Source organism: Winogradskyella ursingii (genome assembly GCF_013403975.1).
Lineage (GTDB): Bacteria > Bacteroidota > Bacteroidia > Flavobacteriales > Flavobacteriaceae > Winogradskyella > Winogradskyella ursingii.
Genome location: NZ_JABFDH010000006.1, coordinates 86714 through 100748, shown reverse-complemented (window position 1 = coordinate 100748; position 14035 = coordinate 86714). Strand labels below are relative to the sequence as shown.

At 33.4% G+C, this 14035-nt stretch carries 10 protein-coding genes; 7 read left to right on the top strand and 3 right to left on the bottom strand.

The window, feature by feature from the left end:
- Positions 1 to 97: 97 nt before the first annotated feature.
- Positions 98 to 1312 (bottom strand): peroxiredoxin family protein, encoded by a 1215-nt coding sequence (locus tag HM983_RS14815; protein WP_179346520.1) that lies wholly within the window; start codon positions 1310 to 1312, stop codon positions 98 to 100.
- A gap of 118 nt (positions 1313 to 1430) precedes the next feature.
- Between HM983_RS14815 and pheT the strand changes: the two genes are divergently transcribed.
- Positions 1431 to 3857 carry a phenylalanine--tRNA ligase subunit beta gene (gene pheT, locus HM983_RS14810; protein WP_179346519.1) on the top strand — a complete coding sequence of 809 codons (2427 nt, stop codon included), beginning with the start codon at positions 1431 to 1433 and terminating at the stop codon, positions 3855 to 3857.
- Between the two features lie 45 nt (positions 3858 to 3902).
- Here the strand turns inward: pheT and HM983_RS14805 are convergent, their stop codons facing one another.
- Together HM983_RS14805 and HM983_RS14800 are read right to left on the bottom strand one after the other, a co-directional pair.
- Positions 3903 to 5972 (bottom strand): HAD family hydrolase, encoded by a 2070-nt coding sequence (locus HM983_RS14805; RefSeq protein ID WP_179346518.1) that lies wholly within the window; start codon positions 5970 to 5972, stop codon positions 3903 to 3905.
- Positions 5973 to 6049: 77 nt separating this feature from the next.
- A complete protein-coding gene (locus HM983_RS14800; RefSeq protein WP_179346517.1) occupies positions 6050 to 6673 on the bottom strand; it encodes a peptidase M48 Ste24p in 624 nt (207 codons plus the stop codon).
- 435 nt (positions 6674 to 7108) lie between these two features.
- Here HM983_RS14800 and tpx point away from each other — a divergent pair, with 435 nt between their 5' ends.
- The 6 genes from tpx (at position 7109) to HM983_RS14770 (ending at position 14012) form a co-directional block, all read left to right on the top strand.
- The gene (gene tpx, locus HM983_RS14795; RefSeq protein WP_179346516.1) at positions 7109 to 7609 is read left to right on the top strand and encodes a thiol peroxidase; all 501 of its coding nucleotides are present in this window, start codon (positions 7109 to 7111) and stop codon (positions 7607 to 7609) included.
- Positions 7610 to 7648: 39 nt separating this feature from the next.
- The gene (locus HM983_RS14790) at positions 7649 to 8017 is read left to right on the top strand and encodes a diacylglycerol kinase (RefSeq protein ID WP_179346515.1); all 369 of its coding nucleotides are present in this window, start codon (positions 7649 to 7651) and stop codon (positions 8015 to 8017) included.
- A gap of 80 nt (positions 8018 to 8097) precedes the next feature.
- Positions 8098 to 8838 carry a M15 family metallopeptidase gene (locus HM983_RS14785; RefSeq protein WP_179346514.1) on the top strand — a complete coding sequence of 247 codons (741 nt, stop codon included), beginning with the start codon at positions 8098 to 8100 and terminating at the stop codon, positions 8836 to 8838.
- 52 nt (positions 8839 to 8890) lie between these two features.
- The gene (locus HM983_RS14780) at positions 8891 to 11302 is read left to right on the top strand and encodes a DNA translocase FtsK (protein WP_179346513.1); all 2412 of its coding nucleotides are present in this window, start codon (positions 8891 to 8893) and stop codon (positions 11300 to 11302) included.
- Between the two features lie 23 nt (positions 11303 to 11325).
- Positions 11326 to 11967 (top strand): LolA family protein, encoded by a 642-nt coding sequence (locus tag HM983_RS14775; protein WP_179346512.1) that lies wholly within the window; start codon positions 11326 to 11328, stop codon positions 11965 to 11967.
- 62 nt (positions 11968 to 12029) lie between these two features.
- A complete protein-coding gene (locus tag HM983_RS14770; protein ID WP_179346511.1) occupies positions 12030 to 14012 on the top strand; it encodes an LptF/LptG family permease in 1983 nt (660 codons plus the stop codon).
- Positions 14013 to 14035: the final 23 nt, after the last annotated feature.

Sequence of the window (14035 nt, the reverse complement as noted above, 5' to 3'; positions counted from 1 at the left end):
AATAGCAACAATTAAAAATCTCAAATGAAAAATTCATTTAATAGAAAATTTAATTTAAACAGAACAGTGTAGCTGACGCCCAATGCTGGGCATTTTCTCATTCTTGCAACAATTCGCTAACAAAACCTTCAAACTCGTCCTTAAATTCAACATACTTTTGGCCTGTAGCAGGCCCATTGAATCCTGTGTGTATTTTGCGCACATTCCCTTTTTTATCAATAAAAATTGAGGTTGGATAAGACAATACATGATTAAGCATTGGGAGTTTCTCTTGGGCCTTTGCTTTGTCTGAAGTTCCGTATTGTGCTAATAGTATAGGATAATTAATATTCAGTTTTTCTTTCAGTCTATTAATGCTTTTGAAAGCCTTTTGCTCGGTTTTGGCATACTCAAAGGCTAACGCTACCATTTCAAAATCCTTGTCGTTGTTTTCTTCGTAAAATTTAGTGTAGTATTTACTTTCGTCAAGACAGTTTGGGCACCATGTTCCCATTATTTGCACTACCACAACCTTATCCTTAAATCTATCATCGCTGATGGAAACTATTTCACCTTTTTCATTGGGGAAAGAAAATTCTAAACCATCGTATCCATCTTTGATAAAAGTGAGTTCATTAGCACTTGGCAATTCATAATTCTCGTTGCGCTTGGCCACAAATGGTTCTTTCCAATGGTTCCCAGAATAGAAGGTGCCTTTCATGGTAGAATCAGAAACTTTTGCCGTAAACAAAAAGGCATGCGCGCCATCGAATGTTGAAAGTTTCATTACATCTCCATCCATCACACCTTCAAGGTATCGATAATCTCCAGTTGTTGTGCGGAAAGTTCCTGTGATTTTACTACCTTTTTGATTAAAAATTCCCTTGGCAATATATTCGTCGTCTTGTATACCTTCACTAAAAACAGTTTCCCAAGTACCAGAAACGTTTTGAGTCGGTTTTGTTTCAGAATCAAATCTTAATTCATTATTAAATTCAGCAGAAAAGGGCACTACTCTATCTAAACTTTCTTTTGTAAAACTGCCTTTAAGATGATCACCATCAAACTTTGCGGCTATTATGCCTTCAAAAACAGGTGCTTTAATAAATATGGAATCATTCTTATATTCGATTTCGTCGACTTCAATTACTTCTTCAGCATTATAGATTTTTAATTTTTTAGGCGATTCTACTTCAAAAACGAATGGCAATTCCTCGTTATCCTGAACCTCTAAAACTGCTCTATACGTTCCAACTTGCAGTTCATTAGCTTGTTTTTCCTTATTACAATTCAGAAACAAAATAGTAATTAACAAAATTGATATTTTTTTCATAATTAAATAGCTTTCAATAAAGTTCGAAATTATAACATAGACCTTACATAAAAAAGCAAACCGTTATTTCATTGACTTATTGCTTTTGCTATCTTTGCATCTTGATTGAATTTAGACTATGAAAATTTCGTACAACTGGCTCAAACAGTTTATAAACATAGATTGGAACGCTGAAAAAACTGGCGAACTACTTACAGACCTCGGTCTGGAAATTGAAGGAATTGAACGTTTTGAATCCGTAAAAGGAGGACTTGAGGGCATCATTGTCGGCGAAGTTTTAACCTGTGTGCAACATCCAAATGCAGACCGCTTAAAATTAACGACTGTCAATATTGGTAAAAAAGACCCAGTGCAAATTGTTTGTGGTGCGCCAAATGTAGCTGCTGGACAAAAAGTCCCTGTTGCAACTATCGGTTCCACACTTTATACGGCAGAAGGCGAAGCTTGGAAAATTAAAAAAGGAAAAATACGAGGCGAAGAAAGCCATGGTATGATTTGCGCTGAAGACGAATTAGGCTTAGGTGAATCGCACGATGGTATAATGGTATTGGATGACGACTTAAAAGTTGGAACTCCAGCTTCAAAAGTTTTTAATATCGAAACCGACTATATTTTTGAAATTGGATTAACTCCCAACCGTGCAGATGCCATGAGTCATTATGGCGTTGCCAGGGACTTAAAGGCAGGCCTTTTGCAACGTGAAGTCTCATTGGAATTAATAACACCTTCAGTTAGTTCTTACCACGTCGACGCACGTTCGCTTAAAATAGATGTAGACGTACAGAACAAAGAAAAAGCTCCACGTTACTGTGGTGTTACCATTTCTGGACTTAAAGTCCAATCATCCCCAGAATGGTTACAAAACAGACTTAAATCTATTGGGTTAACACCAAAAAACAATATTGTAGATATTACCAATTACGTTTTGCACGAATTAGGCCAACCACTTCACGCGTTTGATGCCAATAAAGTTGCCGGTAACAAGATAGTAGTAAAAACATGTGAGGCTGGCACCAAGTTCACTACTTTGGATGAAGTGGAACGAGAACTTCATGAAGATGATTTAATGATTTGCGATGCCGAAAAACCAATGTGTATAGCCGGAGTTTTTGGAGGAACAAATTCTAGTGTTACAGAAAATACAACAAGTATTTTTCTTGAAAGTGCCTACTTTAACCCAATAAGCATTCGCAAAACCGCAAAACGACATGCGTTAAACACTGATGCATCCTTTAGATTTGAGAGAGGTATTGACCCAAATATTACTGAATACGCGCTAAAACGCGCCGCACTTCTAATACTGGATATTGCCGGAGGTGAAATTTCTAGCGATATTGTTGATGCATACCCAAAGAAAATTGAAGATTTTCAGGTGAGATTAAGTTTTGATAATGCTAAAAAATTGATTGGCGAAGAAATTCCGCGAGAAACAATCAAGAGCATTCTTTCCTCTTTGGATATAAAAGTCAATAATGTTACTGAAACGGGATTAGGTCTAACCGTGCCTGCTTATAGAAATGATGTGCAGCGCGAGGCTGATATCATTGAGGAAATTTTGAGAGTTTACGGTTATAATAATATAGCGACAACAGAAAAGCTCAATGCCTCTATCTCCAATTCCTCAAGATTTGAAGATTATAAAGTTCAGAATATTATAGGCAACCAATTGGCATCCCAAGGATTTTATGAGATTATGGCCAATTCGCTAACTTCTCCAAAATATATAGAATTGAGCGAACAACTAAGTGCTGAGCATAATGTTGAAATGCTTAATCCATTGAGCAATGACTTGGGAGTAATGCGCCAATCGCTATTATTTTCAGGACTAGAGGCAGTTGCACATAACATCAATAGAAAGCGTGAAGATTTAAAGTTGTTTGAATTTGGAAAAACATATCATCAATATTCAGAGCAACGTGAAGAAAACAAACACCTTTCTCTATTTGTTACAGGAAATAAATCTAAAGAACGTTGGAATTCTCCCAATACACCAAGCGATTTCTTTTTTCTAAAAGGTACGATTGAAGGTGTTTTGGAGCGTTTAGGACTATCACGTTTTAAGACATCTGCCTTAAAAAGAGATACTCTAAGTGAAGGCATCGGATATTCTATAGGCAAACTGAAGATTGTTGAATTTGGATTGATAAAAAAATCAATATTAAAACATTTTGGCATTTCCCAACCTGTATTGTTCGCAGATTTTAATTGGGACAATGTAATTGCCATGGCCAAACATAATAATGTTCAGTTCTCTCCAATTCCTAAATATCCGGAAGTTAGACGTGATTTTGCGTTATTATTGGATCGCAATATCAAGTTTGAAGATATTGAAACTATCGCCAAACAAACCGAAAAACAATTACTTAAAAGTGTAGACCTGTTTGATGTATACGAAGGTGAAAATCTTCCACGTGATAAGAAAAGTTACGCTATAAGTTTTATACTTCAAGATGAAAACAAAACGCTTACGGATAAACAGATTGACAAAATAATGAGCAAGCTTCAGGCTAATTTTGAAAGTAAAGTTGGTGCTGAGTTACGTTAAAACATTTCAGTGAATTTTTGGAAATTGCTTTTAATAATTTTAGTCTTATTCCATTGAGGCATACTTAAAATAAAAACGCTTCTTTAGAATTTTTCTTTTGACATAACCATTCATTCTAATGTAGCCATAAACCAAGAACATTGGAAACAATTTGGGCAATACTCTATTTTTATTATAAAGCATTGTATTTAATTTGGTAAAGTAACGGAACGTTTTTTCTGGGTTCACTACAAATTTTTTGATAAAGCTAGATAAGCCTCCAACATCTTTTGCACTATATGTTATGCCAACTTTAAATTCACCAATATTATTATATAAGGATTTATTTAGGAAATTTAAAAATTTGAGCTCTTTATTAGTTTGAAACAGTCCTATTTTTAAAGATAAACGTACCAAATTTTTATCTACGATTTTATCCTCGTAGCATATATTTTCAGAATCTCGAAGTAATTTCTTAAATACTATGAACATGTAGTCTTGTAGTTTAGCAATATGCTTCTCGTAAAGTGCTTTCTCAATAGGCTGATGGTACTCTACGGTATAAGTTTCGGAATTTGCATCATAGCCTAAAGTACTGCCATGATCTGCCGAAAGTAGTTGTTCATAAATTTGGGCATTGACATCCAAAATATCGTCTTTGTATTTTTTAATTGGATATACACTATATATTAATCCATAGCGCTTGGTATTTGGCTTTATATCATAAATGAGTTTCAAACCGAGGTAATAGCCTGTAACTTTTAAAGATTCATTAAAATATTTATATAATGATTCTTGCATCGTTCCGCCCCATCCAATATCTACTAAGTTCATCCCTTCACTTTGAAAATCTACATTATAGGATGCAATGTATTTTTCAAATGCTACTTTCTGTTCTACTCTATTTTTTTCGTAATAATTCCTGAAAGTTTGATTTTTTGCCAAACCTTTATATGCTTCTGATTCAAAAAAAGATGTAATAACTTTATCATAATCATACGGATAAGAAGATTTAATATCTTTAACAATAGCTTCAGAAAAATTAAATCCTTTCAAAAAATAATTAATAGATAACCCTTTGAATTTCTTTTTTAGAAAACTAAAATCTTCTTCATCTATAGGTTTAAATGAAATTTGAAATGATGCTTGCCTTGAGGTTCTAAAGTAGTGGGTTTTTATTCGATCTCCTTCAAAGAGTATTTGATAATCTTGATAATAATCAAACAACTTCTTGAGATACTGCCCTTCTCTTGCCAAAAAGAATAAATTTTTTACTCCATCAACTTTACACTTGACGTACAACCGTTCTATAAATACGTAAAAAATCAATATGTACTGACTTAATGGCTCCGCTTCTTTTTTCTGGCACTGCTTCAGATAAAAATCTATGAATGCTCGGTAGTCTTTTGCATCATTTCCATAATTATTTAATCTGTTTTGTTTTAGGTATCTATCATGCGGTAATAAATAGGCATGAAGACCTTGATTGGTTGAGTTTTTGTAATCACTTACCTTATTATCTCCCACCATTAAGACCTCTTCTGGTTTTAGTGATAATTTTTTTAGCAAAAAAGGATATATATCTCCAGCTTGTTTACTGGTTTTAATAGAAGAAGAAGCAAAGATATGGTCGAATAACTGATCAATTTTATGATATTTTAATAGTGCCACCAAAACGTTGGTTGAGGCATAATAATCAGATACCAGACAGATTTTAATATTCTTGGTTTTAAAGGCCTCCAAGGTTTTAAGCATTTCCTTATTGAGAAATTGCACTGATTGTTCTGCCCTTATTTCAGCAAGTTCGAAGTATTTAAAAAACGATTCTTTTTGATCTGCTAATAAAGCATTAGTATTTACAATTCTCTTAAAAACTTCATACTTATGATTTTCGTAAGGGATTTTGTGGGCATCGACATTATTTTTCTTTGCAAGAAATGACTTGGCCTCTTTACGTATTAGGAATAATTCATCAATTGATAAACTCAATCCCATTTCACGAATCATAAACTTAGCCCATAACCTAATAATATTATTGGGATGAACCGTTCGGTGCGCTATGGTATCAAAATAATCAGTAAATACGGTAGTAATGGATGGATTTTTATCTACGTAGGTTAAAATAGCTTTGTTCATTTTTATGAATAATTTGAAACTGAAGATTTTTATAGGTTACAATACATCAATTAAGTGCAATATAAAAATCCTTATTGTTATGAATTAGCTTCCAATTCATTTTTACCAAATTTAATTTTCAAATGAGGATACTCTATATTTAAATACATAATTAACGAATATAAAAAAATGATTGAACCGAACATTTCCAATAATTCTTCAACAGTATATAATATATAATATGTTATGTTATCCTGACCATATTGTTCATCGTACATTCCTCCGATAGCTTCGAGACCAATTGCACCTGAAATAAAAAGTATAGCAGATAGCACAAATAATGATAAAATGCGTTTTGGCAATGCCATAAAAAACTTGAAATAAACAACACCCAAAATGACAGTTACAATGCCGTATGGTATAATCCACGCATAATATAATATTCCAGATGTTCCAAGAAATTTTTCCATTGGAGACCTAAAATGATCATGGATTTTTATCATTTCGTCTATAGATAGAATAAAGAAAATGACGGCAAGACCCATCCACTTCCAATATTTTTTTCCTTCACGTTTCCAACAGCGTCCAATCAGGAATAAAAGTCCAGCGTTACCCATTAAAACCAGTGACGAGAAATAGGTAGGCAAATTAGCTTCCAAATTAAAGTTAAAAGTATGCATCAATTTCCAATAAATGCCACTTTCTAAACTTTCAGGCGGCATAGCAGTCAATATATAAAGACTCAACAAATGTCCTATAAACAATAATACCACGCAGATCGATAGCGTACGAAATATTGAAAACCTGTTCAAATCAAAATTCATATGATTAAATATTATTGATTATTATAAAGACAACAGGGAGTTATCTTTTGTTAATGCCAATAACAGGGAATTATAGCATGTAAATTTCATTATAAAGTATAAAACTAGAATATAAAATCACACCTTCTCAATAATATATCTCAACGACGAGAAATCTCGATGAAATGACATATTAATTTACATTCGATTAACAATAAGATAACATTGATCAATATCAATTTGGAAAAATCTGGTTAAAAACTTAACTAGAAAACTTCAAAGATTATAGTTTATTTTATACAATTGACATGAAATATGTCTATTTTTAAATTTCAATAAATCAAGCATTACATTATGGCAACTATTACACTAAAAGGAGATAAAATCCATACTTTAGGCGAACTTCCAAAAGTTGGCAGCAAGGCACCTTCATTTCAGCTTACATCTACAGTTCTTTCCGAAAAATCACTAAAAGACTTTGAGGGTCATCAATTAATTTTGAACATTTTTCCTAGTATAGACACAGGAACTTGCGCAAAATCCGTAAGAACTTTTAATGAAAAGGCTGCCTCTTTTGGCAATACGAAAGTACTTTGCATAAGTAAAGATCTACCCTTTGCTTTAGCCCGTTTTTGTGGTGCCGAAGGTATTGAAAATGTTGTGAGCCTTTCGGATTACAAAACCGGCGATTTTGGAAAAGATTATGGTCTTACATTTTCCGATGGTCCATTAGAAACCCTACATTCTCGTTGTATTGTAGTTCTTGATAGTGATGGCATAGTGAAACACACAGAGCAAGTGAGCGAAATCGTAGACGAACCTAATTATGAAGCCGCATTAGAGGCCCTGTCTTAAATTTATTAGAATTTCAATTCTGAAAACAATTCAGAATACATGCAAAAAAAAGAACCCTTTATTATCAACAGACTAAAGAGTGTTGGCTACGCCTGCAAGGGTATGTTAATTCTTATAAAGACTGAAGCAAGTATTCAAATTCAATTGTTTATCGCTATTTTGATCACCATTGCAGGGTTCTACTATGAAATTTCAACAACGGAATGGATGTTTCAGATTACAATGATTGGCTTGGTGATGAGCATCGAGGGACTAAACACAGCAGTTGAGCATATTGCCAACTTTATCCATCCCGAATTTCATACTAAAATCGGACTCATAAAAGATGTAGCTGCCGGTGCGGTTTTCATCGCTTCTATTATTGCAGTTGTTGTTGCAGGAATAATATATATTCCTAAAATTCTTTAAATACCAAAACCACTAGGATAACCGTTACATATTTGTATTTTTGTTTCAATAAGAAACTCAGCTTTTCGTAGGTCTGTAATATGAATAAACTAATAGTATACTTAGCATTTGCACTGTCCCTTTTTGGTCTCGGCACAACAACTGTTTTTGCATTACAATCCACTCACATTAATAATAATTTACAAGTAAACGAAGACTTTGTTTTGGGTAAATTTGACTATAAAACTCACAAATCCTTCACTAAAGTCAATTCTAAATTCACGTCAAAACCAATTTATCTTCAGATTAAAGTTTATGATGCTTTTTTAAAAATGGATAAAGCTGCAAAAAAAGATGGTATTAACCTATTTATCATTTCCTGCACTCGTAACTTTAAAGAACAAAAAGCCATTTGGGAACGAAAATGGCGTAAATACGACAATCTAGAAGAAACCAAACGAGCTAGACATATACTTGAATATAGTTCTATGCCGAGTACCTCTAGACATCATTGGGGAACGGATCTAGACTTGAACCATCTCACAAATTCATATTTTGAAACTGGAAAGGGCAAGGTAGTATACGATTGGTTAACAAAAAACGCGAGCACATTCGGTTTTTATCAAGTTTATACTGATAAAGATAATGGAAGAACTGGCTATAATCTCGAAAAATGGCATTGGTCCTATTTACCCCTAGCTAAGGATTATTTAGAGTTTTATAACCTAAATATTAACTATAATGATATCAGAGGTTTTAAAGGAGATCATTTGGCAAAAAATATGAAAATGATTGAAGAATATGTCAACGGAATTGCTCGAAAGGCCCAAATTTTTAATTGATATATTGATTTAATAATTTAAATAAATTATACCGAAAGTAATTTGGCATTATATGGCAAAACGCAGTACAAAAAAGAAAACCACAACCAAAACAAAAAATAAGGTTAAACTTAGGAAGCTTTCATTTCAGTTATCCAATCAACAAAAACTAATATTTGGTAGCTTATTAATAATTCTTGGCGTACTCTTATTTATCTCTTTTCTTTCGTTTGTGTTTACAGGAAAAGAAGATCAAAGTATCCTCTCCCAATTTCCGTCTCGCGATGTTGAAGCCAAAAACTGGGCAAAATTGTTGGGTGCAAAAGTGAGCGATCTATTTATTGTTAAAGGTTTTGGAATTTCATCCTTCATTTTTTCTGGTCTATTATTTCTCTCTGGCGTATATGTTACTTTAGGCCTTAAAAAAGCTAAACTAAGAAAGCATTGGATTTGGGGAACTCTAATAGTCATTTGGCTATCTATACTTTTGGGATTTTTCACCCATAAATATGATATCCTTGGTGGAACCATTGGTTTTGAAATGAATCAGTTCTTTCAGGACTACATTGGTAAAATCGGTACGGCATTATTGTTGTTATTTGGATTAATTACATATCTCGCTATTAGATTTAAAGTTACAGGAGACACCTTTGTGAACCTGTTTAAAAATGCAAAACGAAATATTAAAGACGATTTACAGTCCGACGAGACAGCAACTACAGTCGTCGGAGTCGACAATAGTTTTTCGGAAGAAGCTGAAGCTATAAAATCTTCATTTGAAGTTCCGCTTGAAGACACAAAACCAACCATTAAAAATCATTCCCAACCAGAATCAAAATTAGAGAATCTGAAAATGGAAGTGGCCGAGAAACCAAAAGAAGAAACTATTGATGAACCTGAACTGAAAATTGAAGTTGAAGAAACAACGGAAGAAAAATCAGAAACAGATAATTTAGCCGACAAGTTGGTTGAAGATTTTGGACAATTTGATCCCACGCTGGAATTGGGTAAATACCAATTTCCACCGTTAGATCTACTAAAAAAATACGATAACGAAGGTATTTCCATAGACCAGGATGAACTTGAGGAAAATAAAAATAGAATTGTTGAAACACTCAGTAATTATAAAATCGGTATCACCAGCATTAAGGCCACTATTGGACCAACTGTAACGCTTTATGAAATTGTACCAGATGCAGGGATTCGTATTTCAAAAATTAAAAACCTAGAGGATGATATCGCGCTTTCATTATCAGCGTTAGGTATTCGTATTATTGCTCCAATTCCTGGGAAAGGAACAATTGGTATTGAAGTACCTAATAAAAATTCTACCATTGTTTCTATGCGCTCTGTGATTGCATCGCAGAAATTTCAAAAATCTGAAATGCAATTACCAATCGCTTTTGGAAAAACCATTAGCAACGAAACCTTTGTGGTCGATTTAGCAAAAATGCCACATATGCTTATGGCTGGTGCTACGGGACAAGGTAAATCTGTTGGATTAAATGCAGTGTTAACCTCCTTATTATATAAAAAGCATCCAGCCGAAGTTAAGTTTGTATTAGTCGACCCTAAAAAAGTAGAATTAACACTTTTCAACAAAATAGAACGTCATTATTTGGCCAAATTACCAGATAGCGAAGAAGCCATTATTACAGATAATACTAAAGTGATCAATACATTGAATTCACTTTGTATAGAAATGGACAACCGTTACGAAATGCTCAAAAACGCATTTTGTAGAAATATTGCAGAATACAACAAAAAGTTTAAGGCTCGAAAACTCAATCCAAATGATGGTCACGCCTTTCTTCCTTATATTGTATTAGTTGTAGATGAATTTGCCGATTTAATCATGACGGCTGGCAAGGAAGTTGAAACACCTATTGCACGTTTGGCACAGTTGGCACGTGCTATTGGTATTCATTTAATTATTGCTACACAACGTCCATCGGTAAATGTAATCACAGGTATTATAAAAGCAAATTTCCCAGCCAGAATAGCATTTAGAGTGACAAGTAAAATTGATTCACGTACTATCCTAGATGGCTCGGGAGCAGATCAATTGATCGGCCGTGGTGATATGCTTTACACACAAGGCAACGATTTAATAAGAATTCAATGCGCCTTTGTAGACACACCAGAGGTTGAGAAAATAACTGAATTTATCGGTTCACAAAAAGCATTTCCGGATGCACATTTACTGCCAGAATATGTTGGTGAAGAAGGTGGCACAAATCTTGATATAGATAAGTCAGACAGAGATAAATTGTTTAGGGAAGCTGCCGAAATTATTGTAACATCCCAACAAGGATCTGCTTCACTTTTGCAGCGTAAATTAAAGTTAGGCTACAATAGAGCAGGTCGAATTATAGACCAGTTGGAAGCTGCAGGAATTGTAGGTAATTTTGAAGGTAGTAAAGCGAGGCAAGTTTTAGTACCAGATTTAGCCTCTTTAGATCAATTACTCGAAAATGAAGATTAACTAAAAATTAGAACTATACACAAATGAAAAGATTAATAGTAATAGCAATTTTAGCAATGGGATTTTCAGGATTTGCACAGAGTGATGCAAAAGCCAAGACATTGTTAAATGAAGTAAGCCAAAAAATAAAAGCTTATAACAATATTAGTTTAGATTTTAAATACGAGCTGAATAATGTGAGTGAAAACATTAATCAAGAAACACGTGGAAATGTTGTTATTGAAGGCGATAAATATCTTCTTAATATTTTGGGCGTGACGCGTATTTTTGATGGCAAAACCTTGTACACAATAAGTCCTGAAGACGAAGAGGTGACCATTTCTTCTGATAATAGTGAAGACGAAAGCACAATTACGCCGAGCAAGATGTTATCATTTTACGAAGATGGTTACACGTACAAAATGGATATTGAGCAAAATTTAAAGGGTAGAAAAATACAGTATGTAAAATTAAACCCAATTGACAGTGACGCTGAAATTAAGCACGTACTTTTAGGGATAGATGCCACGACAAAGCATATATATAATTTAATTGAAGTAGGTAAAAACGGAACTAAAACCACACTCACTGTTAATTCTTTTAAAACCGATGAGCCTATATCAAAAACCTTATTTACATTTGACAAAAGTAAATATAGCGATTACTACATCAATAATATTGATTAAGGTTTAATAACCATTCGCCTACAAATCCAATAAATAAGAGATCTCTCTTAATATTTTAATGTGTGAAAATATTAGATAGGTACATACTTATCACTTTTTTAAGGACGTTTTTTAGCGTCTTTATTATATTCATGTTCATCTTTGTTTTACAAGGGGTCTGGCTGTATATTACCGAACTTGCCGGTAAGGATTTAGACATTTCCGTCACCGCCAAATTCATTTTATATTACATGCCAAAACTTATTCCTTTGGTTGTGCCATTGACGATATTGTTATCTTCTATAATGGTTTTTGGAAACTTTGCTGAGAACTATGAATTTGCTGCAATGAAATCGACCGGCATCTCTCTTCAACGAGCAATGCGAAGTTTGAGCGTTTTTATTGTGGGACTTGCCATTGCGACTTTCTTTTTTGCCAATAATGTAATTCCTTGGGGCGAATATAATTTCTACAATTTAAGACGAAATATTGCTAAAGTAAAACCAGCATTGGCTATAGCTGAAGGGCAGTTTAACGAGATTGGGAACATAAATATTAAAGTTGATAAAAAATCTGGTGACCGAGATCAGTTTTTAGAACAAGTTATTATTCATGAAAAAACCTCAAATAGATCAGGCAATTACAAAGTAATTATAGCCGAAAAAGGCGAGCTGAAGAGCAGCGAAGATTCTAACATTCTACAACTAGAACTTATTAACGGCAATTATTATGAGGAAATAGTAGATCGAGATACGCGTAAAAATATCAAAAAACCACACGTTAAAAGTTACTTTGATACCTATACCATTAATGTAGATTTAGAGATTCTTAGTACAGAAGACGTTGATGACATGAATTTTTCAGGTAAAGCAAGTATGCTTAATGTTAATGGCCTCAATAAAACCATTGATAGCCTAAAAATCAAACAAAAAGAGGATTACGATGCATTAGCAACTACACTCTACAACCGATCGACCTATTCTGCTTTAGGTTTTAACATAAAACCGAATGAAAATGATTCGATTTATGATGGCAACGATATTCTGCAATTATATAATATCGGTAGTAAGATTCAGATTTTAAACCTTGCTATCAATTCGGCTAATAGTACAAGCCAAATCATAGATTCCAACACAAATAATCTTGAACTTAAAGAAACTAGGCTCAATAAGCACGTGATTGCACTACAAGATAAATTTGTTTTGGCCATTGCCTGCATTGTGCTATTTTTTGTTGGTGCTCCTTTGGGTGCTTTGATACGTAAAGGTGGTTTAGGACTGCCTATGGTTATTGCCATAGTTTTATTTTTGACATATCACTTTTTAGGAATTTTCGCAAAAAACAGTGCAGAAAAAGGAAGTTTTAGTCCTATAATTGGTGCATGGCTTTCAACAGGAATCATGTTACCACTAAGTATTTATCTCACTTCAAGAGCTACAAATGACAAAGGTGTATTTCAATTTGATGCCCTTATGGTACCGTTTAAAAGGCTGTTTTCTGCCAAAAAATTACAGCTTTCAGAAAGTGATACCAAATCCTATAACTATTATAGTCGCTATTCTATAGAAGAATTGGTTGCCGTTGTTAAAAAGCAAGATGAGTTTGATATTGATAAAAAACCCAAAGAGATAGCCCTCCATAATTTATTAAATAGACCTATTTCATTAGAAGCATTACAGTCCGAAGGTCTTGAAATTCCTGATAAAATTTTTAAAGCCAAAACATTTTTGAAGGATTTTAATGATTATTCAAAAACATCTTTAGTTAGTTTTTGTATTGGAGGTATTTTAATGATTCTTCATTTTGTTTTTAAGAACAATAAACTACCTCAGATTGCCGAGGCTTCACTAAGTCTAAGTATTATTGCTTTTGTATTTTTTGTTATTTACTTAGTGGTCAACACTATTTATTATTCAAAGTTCTATAATGCCATTGACCTTAAAGAAAAGAAAATCAATCCGATATGGGTGCTTCTTTCAATACCTTTTTATCCAGTAAAACATCTTTATCTCAAAGGAAAAACAGCGCAAGACTTCTACCTTAGTTGTATTCAAAAAATAAAATAAGCTTATCTTTGCAGGCATAAATA

Bases quoted from the DNA above. Each gene is read 5' to 3' on its own strand.
- HM983_RS14815 (WP_179346520.1), bottom strand. From the start codon at position 1,312: ATGAAAAAAATATCAATTTTGTTAATTACTATTTTGTTTCTGAATTGT.
- pheT (WP_179346519.1), top strand. From the start codon at position 1,431: ATGAAAATTTCGTACAACTGGCTCAAACAGTTTATAAACATAGATTGG.
- HM983_RS14805 (WP_179346518.1), bottom strand. From the start codon at position 5,972: ATGAACAAAGCTATTTTAACCTACGTAGATAAAAATCCATCCATTACT.
- HM983_RS14800 (WP_179346517.1), bottom strand. From the start codon at position 6,673: ATGCCGCCTGAAAGTTTAGAAAGTGGCATTTATTGGAAATTGATGCAT.
- tpx (WP_179346516.1), top strand. From the start codon at position 7,109: ATGGCAACTATTACACTAAAAGGAGATAAAATCCATACTTTAGGCGAA.
- HM983_RS14790 (WP_179346515.1), top strand. From the start codon at position 7,649: ATGCAAAAAAAAGAACCCTTTATTATCAACAGACTAAAGAGTGTTGGC.
- HM983_RS14785 (WP_179346514.1), top strand. From the start codon at position 8,098: ATGAATAAACTAATAGTATACTTAGCATTTGCACTGTCCCTTTTTGGT.
- HM983_RS14780 (WP_179346513.1), top strand. From the start codon at position 8,891: ATGGCAAAACGCAGTACAAAAAAGAAAACCACAACCAAAACAAAAAAT.
- HM983_RS14775 (WP_179346512.1), top strand. From the start codon at position 11,326: ATGAAAAGATTAATAGTAATAGCAATTTTAGCAATGGGATTTTCAGGA.